Origin of the sequence: Pseudomonas sp. RIT-PI-a (genome assembly GCF_001187875.1) — a bacterium.
GTDB classification, from domain to species: Bacteria; Pseudomonadota; Gammaproteobacteria; order Pseudomonadales; family Pseudomonadaceae; genus Aquipseudomonas; species Aquipseudomonas coleopterorum.
In genome coordinates, this window is the sequence record NZ_LGIR01000015.1 from 214,885 (window position 1) to 238,208 (window position 23,324).

General features: G+C 63.0%; 17 protein-coding genes and 2 pseudogenes. 11 read left to right on the top strand and 8 right to left on the bottom strand.

Annotation, left to right across the window (positions count from 1 at the left end; genetic code table 11):
- Window positions 1-188 precede the first annotated feature (188 nt).
- From radA to AC788_RS12540, 3 genes are all read left to right on the top strand, one after another.
- Window positions 189-1,556 carry a DNA repair protein RadA gene (radA, locus tag AC788_RS12530; protein WP_049860923.1) on the top strand — a complete coding sequence of 456 codons (1,368 nt, stop codon included), beginning with the start codon at window positions 189-191 and terminating at the stop codon, window positions 1,554-1,556.
- A 151-nt stretch (window positions 1,557-1,707) separates the two neighbouring features.
- Window positions 1,708-2,943 carry a M20/M25/M40 family metallo-hydrolase gene (locus AC788_RS12535; protein ID WP_049860924.1) on the top strand — a complete coding sequence of 412 codons (1,236 nt, stop codon included), beginning with the start codon at window positions 1,708-1,710 and terminating at the stop codon, window positions 2,941-2,943.
- Window positions 2,944-3,049: 106 nt separating this feature from the next.
- The gene (locus AC788_RS12540) at window positions 3,050-3,742 is read left to right on the top strand and encodes an HAD-IA family hydrolase (RefSeq protein WP_049860925.1); all 693 of its coding nucleotides are present in this window, start codon (window positions 3,050-3,052) and stop codon (window positions 3,740-3,742) included.
- A gap of 51 nt (window positions 3,743-3,793) precedes the next feature.
- Here AC788_RS12540 and AC788_RS12545 read toward each other — a convergent pair whose 3' ends face one another.
- A complete protein-coding gene (locus AC788_RS12545) occupies window positions 3,794-4,162 on the bottom strand; it encodes a PilZ domain-containing protein (RefSeq protein ID WP_049860926.1) in 369 nt (122 codons plus the stop codon).
- Window positions 4,163-4,202: 40 nt separating this feature from the next.
- Window positions 4,203-4,664, bottom strand: coding sequence for a methyltransferase family protein (locus tag AC788_RS12550; protein WP_049860927.1), 462 nt, complete (start codon window positions 4,662-4,664; stop codon window positions 4,203-4,205).
- A 173-nt stretch (window positions 4,665-4,837) separates the two neighbouring features.
- Here AC788_RS12550 and AC788_RS12555 point away from each other — a divergent pair, with 173 nt between their 5' ends.
- The 3 genes from AC788_RS12555 to yjiA all read left to right on the top strand — a co-directional run bounded on the left by AC788_RS12555 (window position 4,838) and on the right by yjiA (window position 8,226).
- Window positions 4,838-6,904, top strand: coding sequence for a carbon starvation CstA family protein (locus tag AC788_RS12555; protein ID WP_049860928.1), 2,067 nt, complete (start codon window positions 4,838-4,840; stop codon window positions 6,902-6,904).
- 18 nt (window positions 6,905-6,922) lie between these two features.
- Window positions 6,923-7,120: a YbdD/YjiX family protein gene (locus AC788_RS12560; protein WP_049860929.1), complete on the top strand. Its 198-nt coding sequence runs from the start codon at window positions 6,923-6,925 to the stop codon at window positions 7,118-7,120.
- A 146-nt stretch (window positions 7,121-7,266) separates the two neighbouring features.
- Complete coding sequence (gene yjiA, locus AC788_RS12565; protein ID WP_236690514.1) at window positions 7,267-8,226, top strand: GTPase; 960 nt, start codon at window positions 7,267-7,269, stop codon at window positions 8,224-8,226.
- Window positions 8,227-8,428: 202 nt separating this feature from the next.
- Here yjiA and glyA read toward each other — a convergent pair whose 3' ends face one another.
- Together glyA and AC788_RS12575 are read right to left on the bottom strand one after the other, a co-directional pair.
- Window positions 8,429-9,682: a serine hydroxymethyltransferase gene (gene glyA, locus AC788_RS12570; RefSeq protein ID WP_043192788.1), complete on the bottom strand. Its 1,254-nt coding sequence runs from the start codon at window positions 9,680-9,682 to the stop codon at window positions 8,429-8,431.
- A 235-nt stretch (window positions 9,683-9,917) separates the two neighbouring features.
- Window positions 9,918-12,536 (bottom strand): annotated as a pseudogene (locus tag AC788_RS12575) (sensor domain-containing protein); the annotation flags it as partial.
- 1,180 nt (window positions 12,537-13,716) lie between these two features.
- On the opposite strand from AC788_RS12575, the gene ettA reads away from it, so the two are divergent.
- On the top strand, window positions 13,717-15,381 hold the full coding sequence (gene ettA, locus AC788_RS12580; RefSeq protein WP_049860932.1) for an energy-dependent translational throttle protein EttA: 1,665 nt from the start codon (window positions 13,717-13,719) through the stop codon (window positions 15,379-15,381).
- 63 nt (window positions 15,382-15,444) lie between these two features.
- On the opposite strand, the gene AC788_RS12585 is transcribed toward ettA, so the two are convergent.
- The 3 genes from AC788_RS12585 to AC788_RS12595 form a co-directional block, all read right to left on the bottom strand.
- On the bottom strand, window positions 15,445-15,942 hold the full coding sequence (locus AC788_RS12585) for a GreA/GreB family elongation factor (RefSeq protein ID WP_049860933.1): 498 nt from the start codon (window positions 15,940-15,942) through the stop codon (window positions 15,445-15,447).
- Between the two features lie 207 nt (window positions 15,943-16,149).
- Complete coding sequence (locus AC788_RS12590; RefSeq protein ID WP_049860934.1) at window positions 16,150-18,003, bottom strand: Lnb N-terminal periplasmic domain-containing protein; 1,854 nt, start codon at window positions 18,001-18,003, stop codon at window positions 16,150-16,152.
- A 70-nt stretch (window positions 18,004-18,073) separates the two neighbouring features.
- A complete protein-coding gene (locus tag AC788_RS12595) occupies window positions 18,074-18,562 on the bottom strand; it encodes a DUF3015 domain-containing protein (RefSeq protein WP_049860935.1) in 489 nt (162 codons plus the stop codon).
- Window positions 18,563-18,787: 225 nt separating this feature from the next.
- Here AC788_RS12595 and AC788_RS12600 point away from each other — a divergent pair, with 225 nt between their 5' ends.
- The 4 genes from AC788_RS12600 to AC788_RS12615 all read left to right on the top strand — a co-directional run bounded on the left by AC788_RS12600 (window position 18,788) and on the right by AC788_RS12615 (window position 23,071).
- Window positions 18,788-21,229 carry a Lon protease family protein gene (locus AC788_RS12600; RefSeq protein ID WP_049860936.1) on the top strand — a complete coding sequence of 814 codons (2,442 nt, stop codon included), beginning with the start codon at window positions 18,788-18,790 and terminating at the stop codon, window positions 21,227-21,229.
- A 151-nt stretch (window positions 21,230-21,380) separates the two neighbouring features.
- Entirely contained in the window at window positions 21,381-21,719 is a 339-nt protein-coding gene (locus AC788_RS12605; RefSeq protein ID WP_049860937.1) for a PA4575 family protein, read from the top strand.
- A gap of 104 nt (window positions 21,720-21,823) precedes the next feature.
- Complete coding sequence (locus tag AC788_RS12610) at window positions 21,824-22,312, top strand: TIGR00645 family protein (RefSeq protein ID WP_049860938.1); 489 nt, start codon at window positions 21,824-21,826, stop codon at window positions 22,310-22,312.
- 141 nt (window positions 22,313-22,453) lie between these two features.
- A complete protein-coding gene (locus AC788_RS12615) occupies window positions 22,454-23,071 on the top strand; it encodes an FKBP-type peptidyl-prolyl cis-trans isomerase (RefSeq protein WP_049860939.1) in 618 nt (205 codons plus the stop codon).
- A gap of 55 nt (window positions 23,072-23,126) precedes the next feature.
- Here AC788_RS12615 and AC788_RS22020 read toward each other — a convergent pair.
- Window positions 23,127-23,324, bottom strand: a pseudogene (locus tag AC788_RS22020) (hypothetical protein); the annotation flags it as partial.

Below are 23,324 nucleotides of genomic sequence, written 5' to 3' on the forward strand. Positions count from 1 at the left end.
AGGTTGGTCAACGCAGTCCAAGTCAGCGTATTGCTTCATTTTCCACGCCTGCTGCAAGGGACACAGCTGCGCCCGAGAAGTTTTGTCAAAGTACAGACTAGCCGTTTTTCCGTGCTGCAAGGGCTTGATTTAACCACTAATACAGCGCGCTCGATTATCATGAGCGCACTTTTCGAACAGGAATTTTCATGGCCAAGGCTAAGCGCATGTACGGCTGCACCGAGTGCGGTGCCACGTTCCCCAAATGGGCCGGCCAATGCGGCGAATGCGGTGCCTGGAACACCCTGGTGGAAACGGTCATCGAAAGCGGCGCCGCCGCACCGCCCAGCGGCCGCACCGGCTGGGCAGGGCAGCAGGCCCAGCTCAAGACCCTGGCCGAAGTCAGCATCGAGGAGATCCCGCGCTTTTCCACCGCCTCGGCCGAACTGGACCGTGTGCTCGGCGGCGGTCTGGTCGATGGCTCGGTGGTGCTGATCGGCGGCGATCCGGGCATCGGCAAGTCGACCATCCTCCTGCAGACCCTGTGCAACATCGCCACGCGCATGCCTGCGCTGTACGTCACCGGCGAAGAGTCGCAGCAACAGGTCGCCATGCGCGCGCGGCGCCTGGGGTTGCCCCAGGACAAGCTCAAGGTGATGACCGAGACCTGCATCGAAACCATCATCGCCACCGCCAAGGTCGAACAGCCCAAGGTCATGGTGATCGACTCGATCCAGACCATCTTCACCGAAAACCTGCAGTCCGCGCCCGGCGGCGTGTCCCAGGTGCGTGAAAGCGCGGCGCTGCTGGTGCGCTACGCCAAGCAGAGCGGCACGGCCATCTTCCTGGTCGGCCACGTGACCAAGGAAGGCGCCCTGGCGGGCCCTCGCGTGCTCGAGCACATGGTCGACACCGTGCTCTACTTCGAAGGCGAATCCGATGGCCGCCTGCGCTTGCTGCGCGCCGTGAAGAACCGCTTCGGTGCGGTCAACGAACTGGGCGTGTTCGGCATGACCGACAAGGGCCTCAAGGAAGTCTCCAACCCGTCGGCGATCTTTCTGACCCGAGCCCAGGAAGAAGTCCCCGGCAGTGTGGTCATGGCTACGTGGGAAGGCACTCGGCCGATGCTGGTGGAAGTGCAGGCCCTGGTCGACGACAGCCATCTGTCCAACCCACGGCGAGTCACCCTGGGCCTGGACCAGAACCGTCTGGCCATGCTGCTGGCGGTGCTGCATCGGCACGGCGGCATTCCCACCCACGACCAGGACGTGTTCCTCAACGTGGTGGGCGGGGTGAAAGTGCTGGAAACCGCCTCCGACCTGGCGCTGCTTGCGGCGATCATGTCCAGCCTGCGCAACCGCCCGCTGCCCCACGACCTGCTGGTGTTCGGCGAAGTGGGTCTGTCCGGCGAGGTGCGCCCGGTCCCCAGTGGTCAGGAGCGGCTCAAGGAAGCGGCCAAGCACGGCTTCAAGCGCGCCATCGTGCCCAAGGCCAACGCCCCCAAGGAGGCCCCACCGGGCCTGCAGATCATCGCCGTGACCCGCCTCGAGCAGGCGCTGGATGCTTTGTTCGAGTAGCACGATCACCGCAGTAGGCTAAGGTTGTTGAGTGTCAGGACTTGCCCTATCGGCGCAGACGCTCCCGCTGTTCCATTGTGGGAGCGGGTCTCTGCCCGCGAAGAGGCCAATCCTGCCCACAAAAACCGCTCCTGCCCGAGGCTTCCGACCCATGCCTGTTCGACCCTCACGCATCACCGCAATCGCTGCAGCCTGCCTGTTCTCCTTGTCGACCCACGCCGCCGAGCTACCCGCCGCCGACCTCTATAAACAAGCCCAGGCCGAACAACCCAGCTACCTGGAAACGGTCAAGGAGCTGGTTTCGGTCGACACCGGTACCGGCCAGGAAAAGGGCCTGGCGACGATCAGTGCACTGCTGGTCAAGCGTCTCAAGGAACTGGGCGCCACGGTCCAGACCACCCCGGCCACGCCGTCGGTAGGCGACAACATCGTCGGCACCTTCAAGGGCACCGGCAGCAAGAATTTCCTGCTCATGGTCCACTACGACACCGTGTTCGGCCCCGGCACTGCGGCCAAGCGCCCGTTCCGCACCGACCAGGAGCGTGCCTACGGCCCAGGTGTGGCCGATGCCAGGGGCGGGATGGCGATGATCCTGCACGCGCTGAAACTGCTCAAGGCCCAGGGCTTCGACGGCTACGGCACGCTCACCGTGCTGTTCAACCCGGACGAAGAAATGGGCTCGGCCGGCTCGAAAAAAATCATCGCCGAACTGGCCGCTCAACACGACTACGTCTTTTCCTACGAACCACCGAACAAGGATGCAGTGACCACCGCCACCAACGGCATCAACGGGCTGTTCTTGGAGGTCAAGGGGCGTTCGTCCCACGCCGGCTCCGCGCCCGAAGACGGGCGCAATGCGCTCACCGAACTGGCCCACCAGCTGGTCCAGCTCAAGGACCTGGGTGATCCCGACAAGGGCACCACGGTGAACTGGACCATGGCCAAGGCGGGTGAGAAGCGCAACATCATCCCCGCCATCGCGACGGCCGAGGCCGACATGCGCTACTCGGACATCGAGGAAACCGACCGCGTGCTTGCGCAAGGCCAGCGGCTGATCCGCAAGCAACTGATCGACGACACCCAGGTCAGCCTGCGTCTGGAAAAAGGCCGGCCGCCCCTGGCCAAGAACAGCGGCTCCGAGCAGTTGGCCGGGGTCGCGCAGAAGGCCTACGCGGCGATCGACAAGTCCATCGAACCGATCGCCATGCGCTTCGGCACCGACGCCGGCTACGCCTATGTGCCAGGCAGCGACAAGCCTGCGGTACTGGAAACCATGGGCGTGGTGGGCGCGGGCTTGCACGCCGATGACGAATACATCGAGCTGAGCAGCATTGCGCCGCGGCTGTACCTGACGTTGTCGATGATTCGCACCCTGTCGGCGCCGTGAGCTACCGCAGCGCTGGGGCCTGGTGAAGGCGTCGGCGCTGCGACTTGCTCAACCCCCGACCGCACCCGTACTCTGGGGCCTTCTCAACGACCACGGAGCACGCCCTATGAACACTGCAGTAACGGGCATGGGCCCCGTCAAGGCCGTCATCTTCGATATGGATGGCCTGCTTCTGAACACCGAGGGCATCTACACCGAAGTCACGCAGATGATTGCCGAGCGGTACGGCAAGGTCTTCGACTGGAGCATCAAGCAGAACACCATTGGCCTGGGCGCCAACGACCTGTCGACCTATATCGTCGAAACCCTGGGCCTGCCCCTGACGCCCGCCGAATTCATGGAAGCGCGCGCACCGCTGATGGCTGAGCGCTTTCCCCACGCGCAGGCCATGGCCGGCGCCGAGGCACTGGTGCGGCACTTGAAGGCGCACAATATTCCGATCGCTGTGGGCACCAGTTCGTCCCGTGGGCATTTCGCGATGAAAACGACGTTGCATGAAGAGTGGTTCGCGCTGTTCGACACCATCGTCACCGCCGATGACCCGGAAGTGGGCGCGGCCAAGCCGGCGCCGGATATCTTTCTGGTAGCGGCCAAGCGCCTGGGCGTGGAGCCCAAGGACTGCCTGGTGTTCGAGGACTCACCCTTCGGCGTCACCGCCGCCAAGGCCGCTGGCATGTTCGCCATCGCCGTCCCCGATGCCGCCATGGCCCCGGAGCGCTACCACCACGCCGACGATCGGCTGCAAAGCCTGCTGGGCTTCGACCCCGCCCAATGGGGGCTGCCGGCCCACCTGGTGTAGCAATATTCGCCGTAGGAGCGGTCATCGGCCGCGAAGGCCTCGCCGCCGACCTCAAACCTCCAACAAAGCCCCCAGCTCGCGCTCCAGCTCCTGGGGGTCGCCCAGATTGAGTTCGATCAGCCGACGCAAATGGCTGATCGAATCCAGGCCAATATGGGTGCACACGAACCCCAGCTGCCCATGGTCGTCATGGGCCAGCTTGACCTCCATCACCACATCTTCCTGTGGCCCCAGTTTCACATCCACATTGAAGGGCTTGTCGGCATCGCCCAGCCAAGGCGACGGCTTTTCGATCAACAGCCCCTTCAATGACAGGTCGAGCAGCTTCACCGGCCAGCGCTCGGTGCCTTGGCGCAGTTCGGTCTTGGCATCGAAGGCGATGCGTTTGAAGCGACGGCGTTCGGTATGGGGTTGCGTCATGATCGGGTCCTCGAGTTTTGCTGGACTATAGCGCAGTGGCTCAGAGCCAGCGGCGAACCCGTCGACAATACTGGCGATAAGTGTCGCCAAACAGCGCTTCGAGCTGGATTTCGTCGGGCTGGATCACCAACCAGTTCATCAGGTACAGCAACACCGGCAGCAATAACCATGGCCACAGGCTGCCCATCAGCAGCGACAGCGCGACATAGGCCAGGGTGTCGCCCAGGTTGATCGGGTTGCGCGACAGCGCGAACGGTCCGTCGCGCTGCAGTTCCTGAGGCGCATCGAAGTTGCTGGTCGCGGTGTGCTGACGCTTGAAACGCAGCATGGCCCAGAACGACAGACCCTGACCGAGGATGATCAAGGCCGCCGCGGTCGCTGCGGTCCAGCTGTTGACCGGCAGTGCGATGGGCAGTGCATAGCTCAACGCCATGGCCACGGCGATGAACGCCAGATACAGCAATGGCGGGGGGAGGGCGGCGCGTGCGGGTGGCTTGGGCATGGGGCGGACTCGCAAGGGACACCTTTAGTGCGACCGGCACGGGCGCCGGGTGTTCCGGTCCATCATCGGGTCATGCGCCGCGCCGCTCTAGACCAACGTGGGGATGGCCTTCGGACAAAAAATCGCTAGACTCGATAAGGCTGACACTCATCCACTGAGCTGGAAACAATAATATGAAAAACAATAGCAGTGCGTTCCGCCACGTTCCGTGGCTGATCGTGGCGATCATTGGTGCCTGTGCCTTGGGCGTCGTTGCGCTTCGCCGCGGTGAAGCAATCAACGCGTTATGGATCGTCGTCGCGGCCGTGGCCATCTACCTGGTCGCCTACCGCTACTACAGCCTGTTCATCGCCAACCACGTCATGCAGCTCGACCCGCGCCGCGCCACGCCCGCGGTGCTCAACAACGACGGTCTGGACTACGTACCGACCAACAAGCACATCCTCTTCGGGCACCACTTCGCCGCCATCGCCGGCGCCGGACCCCTGGTCGGCCCGGTACTCGCCGCGCAGATGGGCTATCTGCCCGGCACGCTGTGGCTGATCGCCGGCGTGGTGCTGGCCGGTGCCGTGCAGGACTTCATGGTGCTGTTCCTGTCCACCCGCCGCAACGGCCGCTCGCTGGGCGACATGGTGCGCGAGGAAATGGGCCGCATCCCCGGCACCATCGCCCTGTTCGGTTGCTTCCTGATCATGATCATCATCCTCGCCGTGCTGGCGCTGATCGTGGTCAAGGCGCTCGCCGAAAGTCCGTGGGGCATCTTCACGGTCATGGCCACCATTCCCATCGCGATGTTCATGGGCGTGTACATGCGCTACATCCGCCCGGGCCGCATCGGTGAAATCTCCATCATCGGCGTGCTCCTGCTGCTGCTCTCGATCTGGCTGGGTGGTCAGGTGGCCGCCGATCCGGTCTGGGCCAAGGCCTTCACCTTCACCGGTGTGCAGATCGTCTGGATGCTGATCGGCTATGGCTTCGTTGCCGCCGTGCTGCCCGTGTGGCTGATCCTGGCCCCGCGCGACTACCTCTCCACCTTCCTCAAGATCGGCACCATCATCGCCTTGGCCATCGGCATTCTGGTGACCATGCCGGAACTGAAGATGCCCGCGCTGACCCAGTTCACCGACGGGACCGGCCCGGTATGGAAGGGCGGTCTGTTCCCGTTCCTGTTCATCACCATCGCCTGTGGCGCGGTGTCCGGCTTCCACGCGCTGATCTCCTCGGGCACCACGCCCAAGCTGCTGGACAACGAAACCAACGCCCGCTACATCGGCTACGGCGGCATGTTGATGGAGTCGTTCGTGGCGATCATGGCCATGGTCGCCGCTTCGGTGATCGAGCCAGGCGTGTACTTCGCCATGAACAGCCCGGCTGCAGTGGTCGGTACCGATGTGGTCGCAGTGGCCACGGCGGTCAGCAGCTGGGGCTTCGCCATCACGCCGGAAGCGCTGCAGGCAGTCGCCCATGACATCGGTGAGACCACCATCCTGGCGCGCGCCGGTGGTGCGCCGACATTGGCCGTGGGTATCGCGCAGATCCTGCACTCGGTGTTGCCGGGTGAAAACACCATGGCCTTCTGGTACCACTTCGCGATCCTGTTCGAGGCACTGTTCATCCTGACCGCCGTGGACGCGGGTACCCGTGCCGGCCGCTTCATGCTTCAGGATCTGCTCGGCTCGTTCGTCCCGGCGCTCAAGCGCACCGAGTCCTGGACCGCCAACGTCATCGCCACCGCCGGCTGCGTCGCGTTGTGGGGCTGGTTGCTGTACCAAGGCGTGATCGATCCGTTGGGCGGCATCAATACCTTGTGGCCCCTGTTCGGCATCTCCAACCAGATGCTCGCCGGTATCGCCCTGATGCTCGCCACCGTCGTGCTGATCAAGATGAAGCGCCAGCGCTACATCTGGGTCACCATGCTGCCGGCCGTCTGGCTGCTGATCTGCACCACCACCGCAGGCTTCATCAAGCTGTTCGACGCCAATCCGGCGGTCGGTTTCCTGGCCCTGGCCAACAAGTACAGCGCCGCTCTGGCCCAGGGCCAGGTGCTTGCGCCGGCCAAAAGCGTGGAGCAGATGCAGCACGTGATCTTCAATGCCTACACCAACGCAACCCTGGCCGTACTGTTCCTGCTGGTGGTCTTCAGCATCCTGTTCTTCGCCTTGAAGGTCGGCGTTGCGGCCTGGGGCAAGAAGGAACGTACCGACAAGGAAGCACCGTTCCAGCCGTTCCCCAATGCGTGATGACCGAGGGCTGCCGCCATGTTCAACGACCTGAGCAAGTTGGGAAAATACCTGGGCCAGGCGGCACGTCTGATGGTGGGCATGCCGGACTACGACAATTACGTCGAGCACATGCAGACCAAGCACCCGGACAAGCCGATGATGGACTACGAGGCGTTCTTCTGCGAACGCCAGGAGGCCAGATACGGCGGCAAGGGTGGGCCCAAGTGCTGTTGAGGCATGCCATCTCGTAGAGATGTGTCTTGAGTGATGGCCCTTTCGCGGCCACTGGCCGCTCCTACATGTGATCGAATATCCCTGTAGGAGCGGCCAATGGCCGCGAAGAGGCCATTTGCATTTAAATGATTGTGGAGCCAACAACCTTGTCCGAAGCCGCCCCCCCCATTCCCGTCACCATCCTCAGCGGCTTTCTCGGCGCCGGCAAGACCACCTTGCTGCGCCACATGCTCAAGGCCGAACACGGCCTGAAGATCGCCGTGATCGAGAACGAATTCAGCGATGCCGGCATCGACACTCAGCTGTTGGGCGACGAGCCCGTGCAGACCATGACCCTGGCCAACGGCTGCGTGTGCTGCACCATTCACACCGACCTGACCAAGGCGCTGTACCTGCTGCTGGAGCGTCTGGACAGCGGCGAAATCGCCTTCGATCGGCTGGTCATCGAATGCACCGGCCTGGCCGACCCGGCGCCGGTGGCCCAGACCTTCTTCATCGATGAAGAACTGCGCGAACGCTACATTCTGGACGGCATCCTGACGTTGGTGGACGCTGCCCACGCGGGTATCCATCTGGCTCAGACCATCGCCCAGGCACAGGTGGGTTTCGCCGATCGCCTGCTGATCAGCAAGACCGATCTGGTCGCGCCTTCGGTGTTCGACGAATTGAGCGAGCGCCTGACCCGCATCAACCGACGCGCGCCGATCCGTGTGGTCGAGCACGGTCGAATCGATCTGGCGGAGCTGCTCGATGTGCGTGGCTTCAATCTCAATGCCGGCCTAGCGCTGCGCCCGGTCAATCAGGGTCCCAGCGTGGACCGCATCGCCAGCCTGGTGCTGCGCACCGACAAGCCGCTGGACATCGACCGCCTCAGTACCTTCATGAACGAACTGCTGGAAGAGCACGGCAAGCAACTGCTGCGCTACAAAGGCGTCTTGAGTATCGCGGGGGAGGATCGACGCCTGGTGTTCCAGGGCGTATTGAAGCTCTATGGCTTCGACTGGGACACCGAATGGGCCCCGGGGGAGGTACGCGAAAGCGTGATGGTCTTCATCGCCGATGATCTACCCGAAGCCAAGATCCGCGCCGGATTCGACCAGCTCTGAATCCCGCGTACCCGATACACCGCGGCGACGCCGGACGCGGCTCGCGCCGCTGCTACAGAGGGCGGCGCTGGACGCGGCTACAAACTGATGCGATCCCTGTAGCAGCGGCGCAAGCCGCGTCGGCGGTCTCCGCGAAATATCTGACACAACGCGGTGACGCCTGACGCGGCCTGCGCCGCAGCAACAGGAATACCGCCAACCCTTACGCCGAATAAACCGGCAGCTTGGCGCAGATGGCCTGGACCTTCTGGCGCACGGCATCGATCACTGCTTCATTGTTCAGATCAGCCAGAATGTCGCAGATCCAGCCGGCCAGTTCCTGGCACTCGGCTTCCTTGAAACCACGAGTGGTCACAGCAGGCGTACCAAAGCGCAGGCCGGAGGTCACGAACGGCGAGCGAGGGTCATTGGGCACCGAGTTCTTGTTGACGGTAATGAATGCCTTGCCCAGCGCCGCGTCTGCGTCCTTGCCGGAAATGTCCTGCTTGATCAGCGACAGCAGGAACAGATGGTTCTCGGTACCACCGGAAACCACGTCGAAACCACGGTCGATGAACACCTTGGCCATGGCCTGGGCGTTCTTCACGACCTGCTGCTGGTAGGTCTTGAATTCAGGCTGCAGCGCTTCCTTGAAGCACACGGCCTTGGCGGCAATGACGTGCTCCAGCGGGCCACCCTGGGCACCTGGGAACACCGCCGAGTTGAGCTTCTTCTCGATCTCGGCATTGGCACGCGCCAGAATCAGGCCGCCACGAGGGCCGCGCAGGGTCTTGTGGGTAGTGGTGGTGACCACGTCGGCGAACGGCACCGGGTTGGGGTACACGCCAGCGGCAACCAGACCGGCCACGTGGGCCATGTCGACGAACAGGTAGGCACCGACCTTGTCGGCGATTTCACGGAAGCGCGGGAAGTCGAGGATCTGCGAGTAGGCGGAGAAACCGGCCACGATCATCTTCGGCTTGTGCTCCAGAGCCAGGCGCTCGACTTCGTCGTAGTCGATCAGGCCCTGGGCATCGATGCCGTACTGGACGGCGTTGTACAGCTTGCCCGACGAAGAAACGCTGGCGCCGTGGGTCAGGTGACCGCCGTGGGCCAGGCTCATGCCCAGGATGGTATCGCCTGCCTGCAGCAGGGCCAGGTAGACCGCGCTGTTGGCTTGGGAGCCGGCGTGCGGCTGAACGTTGGCGTAGTCGGCGCCGAACAGCTCCTTGGCGCGGTCGATGGCCAGTTGCTCTATCACGTCGACGAACTCGCAGCCGCCGTAGTAGCGCTTGCCAGGATAGCCTTCGGCGTACTTGTTGGTCAGCACCGAGCCCTGGGCTTCCATCACAGCGGGACTGGTGTAGTTTTCCGAGGCAATCAGCTCGATGTGATCTTCCTGGCGCTGGGCTTCTTGCTCCATGGCGGCAAAGAGATCGGCATCGTACTTGGCGAGTGTCTGGCTACGGCTGAACATGGCGGTCCTCAGGGATCGGGATGTTGGGAAAGGCGAGCATTCTACCCCATCGGCTTTTGTCTGGCATATGAAAGGCAGTCATCGCGTGGACAAGCGGGCTTCATGTCTGGTTGTGTCCACTCATGCCGTAGGAGCGGTCATCGGCCGCGAAAGCCTCACCGCAGTCCACCTGACCCACCGCATCGACCCCATCGCGGCCAAAGACCGCTCCTACGGGGTCAGATCCTGCGCGTAGTCACTGAAGCAGAAACAGCGCGTCGTTGCTGAACTGAGTCTCGAAGCGATGGGCCTGCATCGGGCGGCCGAACAGGTAGCCCTGAACCTCATCGCAGCCATGCTCGCGCAGGAACTCCAACTGTTCATGGGTTTCCACGCCCTCGGCGATGACCGAGAGATTCAGGCTGTGCGCCATGGCGATGATCGCCCGCGCAATCTGCGCATCCTGCTCGCCGGACGGCAGGCCATCGACGAAGGTGCGGTCGATCTTCAGCACGTCGATGGGGAACTGCTTCAGATAATTGAGCGACGAATAGCCAGTGCCGAAGTCATCGACGGCAATGCTCAAGCCGAGATTCTTCAAAGTGTCGAGAATCATCATGGCTTCGTTGACCTCGCGCATCAGGATGCTCTCGGTCAGTTCCAGCTCCAGGCACGCCGGTGGCAGACCAGTGATTTCCAGCATCCGGGCGATGCGATTGCCCAACTGACCATCGGCGAACTGCCGCGCGGAGATGTTCACCGAGATCTTGGGCACCCGCACTTTGGCCAGATGCCAGGCCTTGAGCTGGCGACAAGCCTCGGCCAGGACCCAGTCGCCCACATCTACTACCAGGCCAAGCTCTTCGAGCACCGGAATGAACTCGACCGGCGGCACCAGGCCACGGCGTGGATGATTCCAGCGCAACAAGGCCTCGGCACCGGTCAGGCGCTTGCCATCGCCGCTGAACTGCGGCTGGTAGTACAGCACGAATTCCTGTTGTTCCAGGGCGTGGCGCAAGTCGCTTTCCAGCTCCAGACGCTCCAGCGCCGTGGCGTTCATGTCGGCCTGGTAGAACTGGAAGTTGTTCTTGCCACGCTCCTTGGCGTGGTACATGGCCGTGTCGGCGTTTTTCATCAGTTGGCTGAGTTCGCTGCCGTCCTGAGGGCTCAAGGCGATGCCCACACTGGCGGTGACAAAGAACTCGCGGCCCTCCAGGACGAAGGGTTTGACCAGGCTGCCGAGAATCTGCTCTGCCACATGAATGGCCTGGTTCAAGGCCAGCTCGCGGGTGGCCCGCGGTTGCAGCAGCAGGGTGAACTCGTCGCCGCCCATGCGCGCCACCGTGTCGTCATCGTCGACGCAGCCCAGCAGACGCGTGGCCATGTCCTTGAGCATGCGGTCACCGGCGGCGTGGCCGAGGGAGTCGTTGATCGGCTTGAAGCGGTCGAGGTCGAGGAACATCAGCACCACCCACGATTGCTGGCGCTCGGCCTGCTGCAGGGCGTTGTACAGGCGGTCCTGGAACAGCGTGCGGTTGGGCAGGTGGGTCAGGGCATCGTAGTAGGCCAGGCGATGAATGCGCTGCTCACTGGCCTTGCGCTCGCTGATGTCGCTGAAGAAACACACGTAGCTGGCCAGGTCGCCTTCGTCGTCGAGTACCGCGGTGATGCCGACCCAGGCCGGGTAGTGCTCGCCGTTGCGCCGCTTGAGCCAGACCTCGCCTTCCCAGGTGCCGCGCTGTTGCAGTTGCTTGAGCACGTAACGCAGGTGCGCTTCCTGCTGGTCATCCACGGTCAGCATGTTCGGCAACTGGTCCAGCACCTGGGCCACGGCATAACCGCTGACACGGCTGAAGGCCTCGTTGGCCTGCACGATGTAGCCCGCCGGATCGGTAATCAGAATCGCCGACGTCGAATGCTCGAACACCGTGGCGGCCATGCGCAGGTCCTTTTCGGCGCGACGTTGCTGGCTGACGTCGCGACCCACGCCCAGAATGCCTTCGAACGTCCCCTGGGTGTCCCAGATCAACACCAGGCGCAGCTCGATGGGAATCTTGCGACCGTCGTTGCGCAGGCAGTCGAACATGAACACCTGGGTCTTGAGGTCGCTGCGCAGGGCGGCCAGCTCGGCCGGCGCATGCAGCGCCTGGTGGACCTGGGTCAGCAGCGCGTTGATACCCGTCAGCTGTGCAGGATTGGCCAGCATGCCTTGCCAACCGTTCTGCATCACCCAGTCCGCGTCGAAGCCCAGCACCGTCTGCACCGAAGGGCTGACGTAGTTCAGCTCCATGCGGTTGTTGGTGGAAAAGATCACGTCGCTGATGCTTTCGGCGAGCATGCGATGGCGTTTTTCGCTCTGGCGCAGCGATTCGCTCGCGGTCCTGTGGCTGGTGACGTCGGTGATACTGAGAATGACCGCGTGGTAATCCTTGGCGTGTTCGGGAAAGCGCACCGTCACCCACAGGTATTGATCGTGGCCCTGCTGGTTGTCCAGGCGGATTTCCAGCTCCAATTGCTGCTGACGCTCCAGCAGCGCCCCGATCAATTGATGGCCGATGCCAGTGGCCCGGTCCGACCAGCCCTCGATCAGCTTGCGCCACGCCTGATCGTTGGTGTGCACTTGCAGCACGCGCAGGGCAACGTGGTTCACTTCGGTGATGCGCAGTGCCTGCAACAGCTCCTGACGAGTTGCCGGATTGTCCTCAAGCCACCGCCCAAGATCGGTGCGCTCGTTCAACCCCACCCGTTCGAACAACGGCAGCACACCCGATAGATCGAGCACGCACAGCGCCACGCCGGCGCCCTCGAAGATGTCCCGATAGCGCCGACGCTCTTCGTTGAGTTCGCGCTGACGGCGGCGCATGCTCAACAGCGCCAGCAACGGCACCAGCGAAATCAGCAGGCCCAGCAGGCATTTACCTATCAACGGCGGGAGCAACGCCAGCCGCGCCTCACGGGCGTCGAACAGACTGCGCAACTGCCAGTCGCTGTGGCTCAGCTGGGTGACCAGCACACTCTGGTTCAGCTCGGTGGTGCTCAGTTCGGAGGCGCTGATCGGGGCAGGGTCGGCGCGGTTGATGACGTGCTTGTCGACATGGTTTTCCAAGACCCAGCCGGGGTTCTGCCCACGCTCGACCTGATGAATGAGCCGACTGATGACGATTGGGCTCATGCGCAGCAGCCAGTAGCCATTGGTGTTCTCACCGGGCTGGCGGATCAACAGATAGACCAGGTCTGCCGTCGGGCTGTTGGTGTAGTAGTGGCTGTCGCCGTCCAGGCGGCTGACCAAAGCGGTGATGAAGGAATCGTCGTTGGCTTCGAGCAGGGTGTCGGCGATGATTCGGGCGTCGCCACTGAGCCAGGCCAGGCTTTGCAGCTCGGGCACCGAACGACGTACGCGGGTGACGGTTTCGGCCCGCTCGCGAGCGCTGGGGAAAGGCTGGGTGGTGAGCAACTGGTTGAGCACGATCTGCGCATTGAGCGCCATGTTCAGATTGACGTGGTCGGCCAGGTCCGCGCTGTAATCAATGCTGTGCTGGCGCCGGTCGGCCTGGGTACGCTGGAACTGGTCGAACAGCTGCCAGAACAGCAACATCAGCAGCATCAATACCAAAAGCGCCAGCGCGCCCTTCAACGAGCCGTGCAGCGGAGTACCTGACCCCTGGACAGGCGGGCGCAAGGAGGACGGCTGATTGAGATTGGGCAAGCTGAACATCCTGCGATATGACAGTCGTGGGCAGGCATAGGCGTGTACCCGGGCATGGGCACATGAATCATGCGTGTTACACCGCGCACTATAAGCTGTAGCGCCCAGGCCCGGCTAGATTTCTGTAGCGGCGCAGCGCACCGCGCAAGGCGTGCCCAGTCCATGTAGCAGCGGCGCAAGCCGCGTCGGCAGACGCCACCGTACCGCGCCGCGATCCACCACCCCTGCAGACCATCGCCCAGGCACGCACTGGTTTGCCCTGACTCCCGCATTCCGGTAGCTTTGAACACCTTGCGGGGGCCCAAGCTTCCATCCTCTATCTCGCACCTTCTTTATCCAGGTTCATTCCATGGCTCAATACGTCTACACCATGCATCGGCTGAGCAAAGTCGTTCCGCCGAAGCGGGAAATCCTCAAGAACATCTCGCTGTCCTTTTTCCCCGGCGCCAAGATCGGCGTGCTCGGCCTCAACGGCTCGGGCAAATCCACCCTGCTCAAGATCATGGCCGGTGTCGACAAGGAGTTCGACGGCGAAGCCCGGCCGATGCCCGAGCTCAACGTCGGCTACCTGCCTCAGGAACCTCAGCTGGACCCGACCAAGACTGTGCGTGAAGTGGTCGAGGAAGCGGTCAGCGTGATCAAGGACGCCCAGGCTCGCCTGGACGAAGTCTACGCCGCCTACGCCGAGCCGGATGCCGACTTCGACAAGCTGGCCGCCGAACAGGCCAAGCTGGAAGCCATCCTGCAGGCCAGCGATGGCCACAACCTGGAGCGCCAGCTGGAAGTCGCCGCCGATGCCCTGCGCCTGCCGGCCTGGGATGCCAAGGTCGAGCACCTGTCCGGTGGCGAGAAGCGCCGCGTGGCGCTGTGCCGCCTGCTGCTGTCGGCCCCCGACATGCTGCTGCTCGACGAGCCGACCAACCACCTGGACGCCGATTCCGTGGCCTGGCTGGAGCACTTCCTGCACGACTTCCCCGGCACCGTGGTGGCGATCACCCACGACCGGTACTTCCTCGACAACGTCGCCGGCTGGATTCTCGAGCTCGACCGCGGCGCCGGCATCCCCTACGAAGGCAACTACTCGGGTTGGCTAGAAGCCAAGTCCGATCGTCTGGCTCAGGAATCCAAGCAACAGTCGGCCCATGAAAAGGCCATGAAGGAAGAACTGGAATGGGTGCGCAAAGGCGCCAAGGCCCGCCAGTCCAAATCCAAGGCGCGCCTGCAGCGCTTCGAGGAAATGCAGTCCCAGGAATTCCAGAAGCGTTCGGAAACCAACGAGATCTACATCCCGGCCGGTCCGCGTTTGGGCGACAAGGTCATCGAATTCAAGAACGTCACCAAGGGCTATGGCGACCGCGTGCTGATCGACAACCTGTCGTTCGCCATGCCCAAGGGCGCGATCGTCGGCGTCATCGGTGGTAACGGTGCGGGTAAATCGACCCTGTTCCGCATGCTCATGGGCAAGGAACAGCCGGATTCGGGCTCCATCGAAATCGGCGAAACCGTGCAACTGGCCTGTGTCGACCAGAGCCGCGACGACCTGGACGGCAGCAAGTCGGTGTTCCAGCAGATTTCCGACGGCTCCGACCAGATCCGCATCGGCAACTACGAAATCCCTTCACGCACCTACGTCGGCCGGTTCAACTTCAAGGGCGGCGATCAACAGAAGTTCGTCAAGGACCTGTCCGGTGGTGAGCGCGGTCGCCTGCACCTGGCGCTGACCCTCAAGGAGGGTGGCAACGTCCTGCTGCTCGACGAACCGTCCAACGACCTCGACGTGGAAACCCTGCGCTCGCTGGAAGAAGCCTTGCTGGACTTCCCGGGCGCAGCGATCGTGATCTCTCACGATCGCTGGTTCCTGGACCGCGTGGCAACGCACATCCTGGCCTACGAGGATGACTCCCAAGCGGTGTTCTTCGAAGGCAACTACACTGAGTACGAGGCCGATCGCAAGAAACGCCTGGGCGAGGCGGCTGCTCAGCCGCACCGTGTTCGCCACAAGAAGCTGGCGTAAACGAAAATGGGGCCCTGAAAAGGGCCCCATTTTTTTGTCTGACGACTGTGGACGGTCAGGGGCTCACGGCCCTGTCTGAATGCTCGTGATTTCCACGGTCAGATCGCCCGCCGGACGTCGCCAGACGCGCTCTTCACCCACTTCCGCACCCAACAGTGCCCGACCCAGGGGCGAGGCCCAGTTGATCAGGCCAACGCCTGCATCGGCTTGATCCTCGCCTACCAGGCACACACGCTGCTCGACACCTTGATCGTCGGCAAAGGTGACCCAGCTGCCGATCTGCACTTTTGCCGTAGAGGTGATGGGTGCTACCACCTGGGCGTGCTGCAGGCGGTGCTGGTAGTAGCGCATGTCCCGTTCCAGATCGGCCATGCGCTGACGATCAGCGCGCTCGCCCATCGCCGTCTGCTCGGCCTGCAGGATCTGCACTTCCGTAACCCGCGCCTGCAGCTGGGCCAGCCCACTGGCGGTCACGTAGTTGGGCTGGGTGCTGATCAGGCGTTCAACGGGTTGCGTCGCCTGAGCGGCAGCGTGGTCTTCATTGACGAATGCCCTGCTCATGATATTCCTCCCTTATGGGGCGGTATTGATCGCCCTGAGCGCAGGAGTGCCGCGAATCCAAAGACAACCCATGGCCGCAGCCAGGTGTCGCAAGCCAGCATGACTCCTACAGTAACCACTGCTTGTACAGGTTAGGCCGCAATATCCGGTCATAGTTGCATTCGCCACCGTTGCCTCGAACGCTTCCAGGGAGAGCCAAGCACCCGGCTAGTAGTGGTACCACTTGACCTCGAGCATGACCTCGTTGCGTGGCGAGCTCAGATGGCTGAAATCGCGTTGCGCGCTCAGCCGCAGCCCCAGATTGCGGGACACTTCCCACTGCTGGTTCAGGCTCAGGCTGCGGCGCACCTCGCCATTGGTAAAGTAGTCGCCCTTGCCTTCGAGGCTGAAGTTGCCCAGGGCGTTCTTCCACAGCACACCGCTGTTGAACCCTGCCGCTGGCGCGACGAACTGGGCGAAGTCGTTGTTGTGCTCCACCCGCACCGTGCCCAGGGCGAAGCCCAGCACCTGTTCGCTGAGCTGCCAGGTGCCACCGGCGCCGCCATTGACATGGGACACCAGGTTCTCGTCACCGTGTTTGCCCAGCACCCGTTCCAGACCGCCGGTCACTTGCCAAGACAGCGGCTGCAGCAGCTCGTTGCGCGGCGTCAGCGAGCGGATGGTGGCCAGATCCAGTTGCTGCACCTGCCATTTGTTGCCTTCGTACTGGCGCACTTTCAGGCCGAGAATCTCGATCTGCGCGCCGAGCGGAAAGCCTTCGGCGTTGTCATTGAGGTCGTGATAGGCCATGCGCAGGCCGTACTCAGCGAACGCGGTATCGCCGCGAGTGCCGACACCCGCGCTCCAGGTCCGCGACTGATGGCCGTCCTCGGGCAAGCCGGGACGGTCGATGGCCAGCGGCGGTGGCGGATTGCGATTGATCGCACGCAGCAGTTGGAAGCTGCGCTGGGTCCGCGCCGGATCGCGCTCCTGGCCGGTGGCCCGGTAGCGTTCCAAGCGAAAGGCGGCATCCTGGATCAACGCCTGGCGGTCCTTGCCCAAGGCCTGGAAACCTTCGCTGTCGATCTGCGCCGTATCGGCGGCGATCTTCTGCACCCATTGCTGCTCGCTGCTGTCCAGCGGCTTGGCGCGTTCGAGCAGTTCCCGCTCGCGGGACGCACGGTAATCGATCTTCTCGACCAGGCCGGCCGCTTTCACCGCTTTCACGGTGTCCGTGGGAATGGCGGTCAGGGGGAACTGCGAAGTCAGGTCCAGGCCCGGCCGGGCCACCTGGAGCAGTTCGAGCAGGCGATACGAGCAGTTTTCGTCAAAGAAGAAATAATCGAACTGCACCTGCTTGAGTTCCCACACATGCTCGACCATGCGCCCGGTTTCTTCAGGTGTGAGGTTGAGCCGGTACTCCCACAGGTCGCGGTTTTCCAGGCTGCGGTACTCGGAGAGCTTTTCCTGGTAGGGCACCAGGGCGAACAAGCCCGGATAACCGCCAGCCAGCCCCTTCCAGGCGTACAAAATGCTGTTGTCGCTGCCTTCGACGTAGGCGCCGAAGTTGATCGCATAGCTGAGCAAGGCAGTGTTGTTGCTCTGCACATCGGCCTGATCGATGCGCAACAGGGTGTGCCCGAACATCGAGGAAGGGCTGTTCAGGTACGCCGCCGGGAAAATCAGCACGGCGCTGTGGGGCGCCACGTCCGAGAACCACTTGGTGAATTCGGCACACTCCACGGTCGGCAGGTCAGTCAGACCCAGTTGTTGCCGCAGCCAGCGGGTGCGCGCAGGAAACACACACTGCGCATGCTTGTCGCCGGTGGCCGCAGGTGCATAGATTGCCTGCAGCGTAGCCTGCAGTTCGGCGTCCGGATGGTGCGCGCCGTCGTCGGCCAGAAAGAATTTGCGGTCATCGACATAGCTGCGCCAGCCGCCGAGCTTGCCGCGCTCGTAGTGGCCGACGGAAATCCAGTAGGGATCGTTTGCCAATTGTTGCAGACGCTGAGCGTCGATGTGCGGAGCGGCGTGCAGCGGGGCGCACACGCAGAGCGCCAGGGAGGCAAGGCGTTTGAGCATGGTCGGCAACTAGTTCGGCGAAATCGGAAAAGGGGGGATGCCCGCCCCGAAAGGAGCGGGCGGGTCGAGCTTAAGCCTGGGTGGCGTATTTGGCCAGACGTGGATCGTTTTTCAGAACGGCGATGGTGTTGCTGTGCACGTCTTCAGCGGTGGTGTCGGCGCTGCTGAAGATCTGCTGGAAGTGCTCGTGGGTGACCGACTGGAAGTAGGCACGGTCTTCGGGAGCGACGCCCAGAACCACGGCATAGGTGGTCAGTGCTTCGCCTTGGCCCTTGGCCATGTCTTCGGACAGCTCGTCCATCATGCCATTCATGGCAATCCAGGATTTACCGCCGTAGGTCAGTGCCGCGTTGGTCGAGCAACCGTTGGTGCCCGAGGTCATGCCGAAGGTGGCGTTGCCCGAAGTGCCGTTGGTGGTGGAAGCCAGGAAGTGCGCAGGCGTGCCGCGCTGGCCTTCGAACAACATGTTGCCCCAACCGCAATCCGGACCACCGGGCGCTTGCGCCATGGCGTTGATCGAGACGGCGGCGAACAGAGTACCCAGCAGAATCCGTTTCATAGCGTTGTTCTCTTTTTGATGTGCTTACTGAGGGTCTAATGCCTGGCGAACCAGGACGGGTCGGTTATTGGGCCGACCGCGTAACTTGGAGTTTAGGCAAGCATTGCAGTTCCGCACGAAATGACTAACTTGCAGCGTTGGCCGGCAAGCCCCGGTGCAGCTTGCGCCGCCGCCACAGAAGCGCCCAGAATGACAGCATCTGTCCCGCCGAAGTAAGGATGCCCGATGCCCGATTCTGTAGCTGCCAGCCTGCGTCTTGCGCCCGAGGCACTGACCCGCCCGTTTTCAGCTGAACAGTTCAACTTCACCACCACCAACGACCTGGAGCCCTTTCGCGGCGTGCTGGGTCAGGAACGCGCCGTCGAGGCCTTGCAGTTCGGTGTCGCCATGCCGCGTCCCGGCTACAACGTGTTCGTCATGGGCGAGCCCGGCACCGGCCGCTTCTCGTTCGTCAAACGCTACCTCAAGGCCGAAGGCAAGCGCCTGCAGACCCCGGCCGACTGGGTCTACGTCAACAACTTCGACGAGCCGCGCGAACCCCGCGCCCTCGAACTGCCGCCCGGCAGCGCCGGCGCCTTCATCGGCGACATCGGTGCACTTATCGACAACCTGCTGGCGACTTTCCCGGCGGTGTTCGAACACCCGTCCTACCAGCAACGCAAGAGCGCCATCGACCGTGCGTTCAATCAGCGCTATGACCGCGCCCTGGATGTGATCGAAAAGCTGTCGCTGGAAAAGGACATCGCCCTGTATCGCGACAGCAGCAACATCGCCTTTACTCCGATGCTCGACGGCAAGGCCCTGGACGAAGCCGAATTCGCCCAGTTGCCCGAAGCTGACCGCGAGCGTTTTCACACCGATATTTCCAATCTGGAAGAGCGTCTCAACGAAGAACTGGCCAGCCTGCCGCAGTGGAAGCGCGAGTCGAGCAACCAGTTGCGTCAGCTCAACGAAGAGACCATCACCCTGGCCCTGCAACCGCTGCTGGCGCCGTTGTCGGAAAAGTATGCCGAGAACGCCGCCGTGTGCGGCTACCTGCAGGCCATCCAGGTCAACCTGCTCAAGACCGTGGTCGAGCAGTTGGTCGACGACAGCAAGGCCGACGCCCAGGCCCGCAAGCTGCTGGAAGAACAGTACAGCCCCAGCCTGGTTGTCGGTCACCACCAGAGCGGTGGCGCGCCGGTGGTGTTCGAACCGCACCCTACCTACGACAACCTGTTCGGCCGGATCGAATACAGCACCGATCAGGGCGCGCTCTACACCACCTACAAGCAGCTGCGCCCCGGCGCGCTGCACCGCGCCAACGGTGGCTTCCTGATCCTGGAAGCCGAAAAGATGCTGGGTGAGCCCTTCGTCTGGGATGCGCTCAAGCGCGCCCTGCAATCGCGCAAGCTGAAGATGGAGTCGCCACTGGGCGAGTTCGGACGCCTGGCCACCGTCACGCTGACACCGCAGATGATCCCCTTGCAGGTGAAAGTCATCATCATCGGCGCTCGTCAGCTGTATTACGCGCTGCAGGACCACGATCCCGACTTCCAGGAGATGTTCCGCGTCCTGGTCGACTTCGATGAAGACATCCCCATGGTCGACGAAAGCCTTGAGCAGTTCGCCCAACTGCTCAAGACGCGCACCTCGGAGGAGGGCATGGCGCCGCTCACCGGTGACGCCGTCGCGCGCCTGGCCACCTACAGCGCTCGCCTGGCGGAAAACCAGGGGCGTCTGTCGGCACGCATCGGTGATCTGTTCCAGCTGGTCAGCGAGGCGGACTTCATCCGCCACCTGGCCAACGAAGAGCGCACCGACGCCGGTCACATCGAGCGCGCGCTCAAGGCCAAGGCGACCCGCACCGGTCGAGTCTCGGCGCGTATCCTCGACGACATGCTGGCCGGCATCATCCTGATCGACACCACCGGCGCTGCGGTGGGCAAGTGCAACGGGCTGACGGTACTGGAAGTGGGCGATTCAGCGTTCGGTGTACCTGCGCGTATTTCGGCCACGGTGTACCCGGGCGGCAGCGGCATCGTCGACATCGAACGCGAGGTCAACCTGGGCCAACCGATCCACTCCAAGGGCGTGATGATCCTCACCGGCTACCTGGGCAGCCGCTACGCGCAAGAGTTTCCCCTGGCCATTTCTGCCAGCATCGCCTTGGAGCAGTCCTACGGGTACGTGGATGGCGACAGCGCGTCTCTGGGCGAGGCCTGCACCTTGATCTCGGCGCTTTCGAAGATGCCGCTCAAGCAGTGTTTCGCGATCACCGGCTCGATCAATCAGTTCGGTGAAGTGCAGGCTGTGGGGGGCGTCAACGAGAAAATCGAGGGCTTCTTCCGTCTGTGCGAGGCCCGTGGCCTGACCGGCGAGCAGGGCGCGATCATTCCCCAGGCCAACGTGGCCACCTTGATGCTCGACGAAAAAGTCCTGCAGGCGGTGCGTGACGGCAAGTTCCATGTCTACGCCGTGCGCCAGGCCGACGAGGCGCTGAGCCTGCTGGCGGGCGAGCCTGCCGGTGAGCCCGACGAGAACGGCGCATTCCCCGAGGGCAGCATCAACGCCCGTGTGGTGGAGCGGCTGCGAGTCATCGCGGAAATGATCAGCGAAGAGGACCTCAAGGAAGCCGAAAAGGAACAGGCGCTGGAAGAACTGGTCGAGGTCCGGCCAACGGTATAGACCCCGGCTGAATCACGTTGCAGCTGGCGGGCCGAGCCACCCGTCAGCTGAACCAGGGCCAGCGGTCAATCCCTTCTATGCTCCAATCATGACCCCTCGCGAGCCGCTCCTGGCTCTACGGGGCAATGGTGTATGCCAGAGGAGGGTGGCCATGGCCCGCAGCCTGAGCCTCAACCGTCAATGCCTGGGCCTGATGACCCGGATCGAATGCAGCGTTCGCCCGCTGGCCGGAGACAACGGACTGTGGACCCTGTTGTTCGCTGCCGGCATGGCAGGTGAGCAACCCAGCGCACTCAAGGCACAGGGACCTTTCCACGGTCGGCTGGCCGCCGAAGCGGTGCTGGAGGCTATCGTCGACAGCCTTACCCTGCACGGTTACCGCCTCAGTGACGACCCACAGATGTGGGCCGTGCACCTGCAACGCCAGTTGCGCGCACTCAACGGGCAACGTGGCACGCCGAGCGTTCGCTACCGGCTCCCTGAACACTGATCCGCCTACATTGCACACGGCTGCGACACACCGTCGCACGTCGTGCTTTGTCCTGCGCGTGGCTATAATCGGCTCCAATTTCCACCACCACCCTGTGAGTCTCAATGGAACGCTTCATCGAAAAAGCCATGTACGCCTCGCGCTGGTTGCTGGCGCCGATCTACGTCGGCCTGTCGCTGGGACTGCTGGCGCTGGCCCTGAAATTCTTCCAGGAAATCTTCCACGTCCTGCCCAACATCTTCGCCATGGCCGAATCCGAAGTGATTCTGGTGCTGCTTTCGCTCATCGACATGGCACTGGTGGGCGGCCTGCTGGTGATGGTGATGATTTCCGGCTATGAGAACTTCGTTTCGCAGCTGGACATCGAAGATGGCGTAGAGAAGCTCAGCTGGCTGGGCAAGATGGATTCCTCTTCCCTGAAGATGAAGGTAGCCGCCTCGATCGTGGCCATTTCCTCCATCCACCTGTTGCGCGTGTTCATGGATGCCAAGAACATCGAGCCGCAGTACCTGATGTGGTACGTGATCATCCACATGACCTTCGTCGTCTCGGCTTTCGCCATGGGCTATCTGGACAAGCTGACCAAGCACTGAGGCCACCTGTGCCGCGCGCTGGCACAGCCCGCGCTGCTGAAGTGCGGGCACGCAGTGTGCTAGTCTGCTCGCCCTTTTATCCGGGCGCGCCCTTCATCCCCGCATGAAGACCCAAGCGCGGCCCCGCAGCGGAGCAGTGTGATGTCCGAAGTACAATTGTCGACCGACGAAACCCGCGTGAGCTATGGCATTGGCCGCCAGTTGGGCGGCCAGCTGCGCGACAACCCGCCACCGGGCGTGAGCCTGGAAGCCATTCTGGTTGGCCTGACCGACGCGTTCCGTGGCCATGAAAGCCGTGTGAGCGAAGAAGAGCTGAATGCCAGCTTCAAGGTCATCCGCGAGATCATGCAGGCCGAGCAGCAGGCCAAGGCCGAAGCCGCAGCAGGCGAAGGCAAGGCGTACCTGGCGGAAAACGCCAAGCGTGCCGAAATCACCACCACGGCCAGTGGCCTGCAGTACGAAGTGCTGAGCACCGGCGAAGGCAGCAAGCCGTCCGGCGACAGCACCGTGCGCGTTCACTACCACGGCACCCTGACCGACGGCACCGTGTTCGACAGCTCCTACAACCGTGGCGAGCCGGCCGAGTTCCCGGTCAACGGCGTGATCGCCGGCTGGACCGAAGCCCTGCAACTGATGCCTGCCGGCAGCAAATGGCGCGTGCACGTTCCCAGCGAACTGGCCTACGGCGCCCAGGGCGTCGGTAGCATCCCGCCACACAGCGTGCTGGTGTTCGACGTGGAACTGCTGGAAGTCCTGTAACGCCTCAGGGTAATCCACAGACACCGCACGACCGCCGACGCGGCTCGCGCCGCTGCTACACAGCCCCGCGCTCCTGTAGCAGCGGCGCAAGCCGCGTCGGCGGTACATGCGGTCCCTCAGACACCCCGCACCCCCAATGCAATTCCCCCCTCGGCCGCAAAGCGCGGGCGTAGCAGAACAGAAAGAGGGTGCGCACCAACTCCTTCAACACCACAGGCTCGCTTGAGCTCAAAACCCGCAGATCCAGATCCCC

What these genes read in the sequence shown, in the direction of transcription:
- glyA (WP_043192788.1), bottom strand. Translation starts at nt 9,682, where the DNA reads ATGTTCAGCCGTAGCCAGACACTCGCCAAGTACGATGCCGATCTCTTT.
- AC788_RS12560 (WP_049860929.1), top strand. Translation starts at nt 6,923, where the DNA reads ATGTTCAACGACCTGAGCAAGTTGGGAAAATACCTGGGCCAGGCGGCA.
- ettA (WP_049860932.1), top strand. Translation starts at nt 13,717, where the DNA reads ATGGCTCAATACGTCTACACCATGCATCGGCTGAGCAAAGTCGTTCCG.
- AC788_RS12555 (WP_049860928.1), top strand. Translation starts at nt 4,838, where the DNA reads ATGAAAAACAATAGCAGTGCGTTCCGCCACGTTCCGTGGCTGATCGTG.
- AC788_RS12550 (WP_049860927.1), bottom strand. Translation starts at nt 4,664, where the DNA reads ATGCCCAAGCCACCCGCACGCGCCGCCCTCCCCCCGCCATTGCTGTAT.
- AC788_RS12535 (WP_049860924.1), top strand. Translation starts at nt 1,708, where the DNA reads ATGCCTGTTCGACCCTCACGCATCACCGCAATCGCTGCAGCCTGCCTG.
- AC788_RS12545 (WP_049860926.1), bottom strand. Translation starts at nt 4,162, where the DNA reads ATGACGCAACCCCATACCGAACGCCGTCGCTTCAAACGCATCGCCTTC.
- AC788_RS12590 (WP_049860934.1), bottom strand. Translation starts at nt 18,003, where the DNA reads ATGCTCAAACGCCTTGCCTCCCTGGCGCTCTGCGTGTGCGCCCCGCTG.
- AC788_RS12595 (WP_049860935.1), bottom strand. Translation starts at nt 18,562, where the DNA reads ATGAAACGGATTCTGCTGGGTACTCTGTTCGCCGCCGTCTCGATCAAC.
- AC788_RS12615 (WP_049860939.1), top strand. Translation starts at nt 22,454, where the DNA reads ATGTCCGAAGTACAATTGTCGACCGACGAAACCCGCGTGAGCTATGGC.
- AC788_RS12600 (WP_049860936.1), top strand. Translation starts at nt 18,788, where the DNA reads ATGCCCGATTCTGTAGCTGCCAGCCTGCGTCTTGCGCCCGAGGCACTG.
- AC788_RS12605 (WP_049860937.1), top strand. Translation starts at nt 21,381, where the DNA reads ATGGCCCGCAGCCTGAGCCTCAACCGTCAATGCCTGGGCCTGATGACC.
- AC788_RS12585 (WP_049860933.1), bottom strand. Translation starts at nt 15,942, where the DNA reads ATGAGCAGGGCATTCGTCAATGAAGACCACGCTGCCGCTCAGGCGACG.
- radA (WP_049860923.1), top strand. Translation starts at nt 189, where the DNA reads ATGGCCAAGGCTAAGCGCATGTACGGCTGCACCGAGTGCGGTGCCACG.
- AC788_RS12610 (WP_049860938.1), top strand. Translation starts at nt 21,824, where the DNA reads ATGGAACGCTTCATCGAAAAAGCCATGTACGCCTCGCGCTGGTTGCTG.
- AC788_RS12540 (WP_049860925.1), top strand. Translation starts at nt 3,050, where the DNA reads ATGAACACTGCAGTAACGGGCATGGGCCCCGTCAAGGCCGTCATCTTC.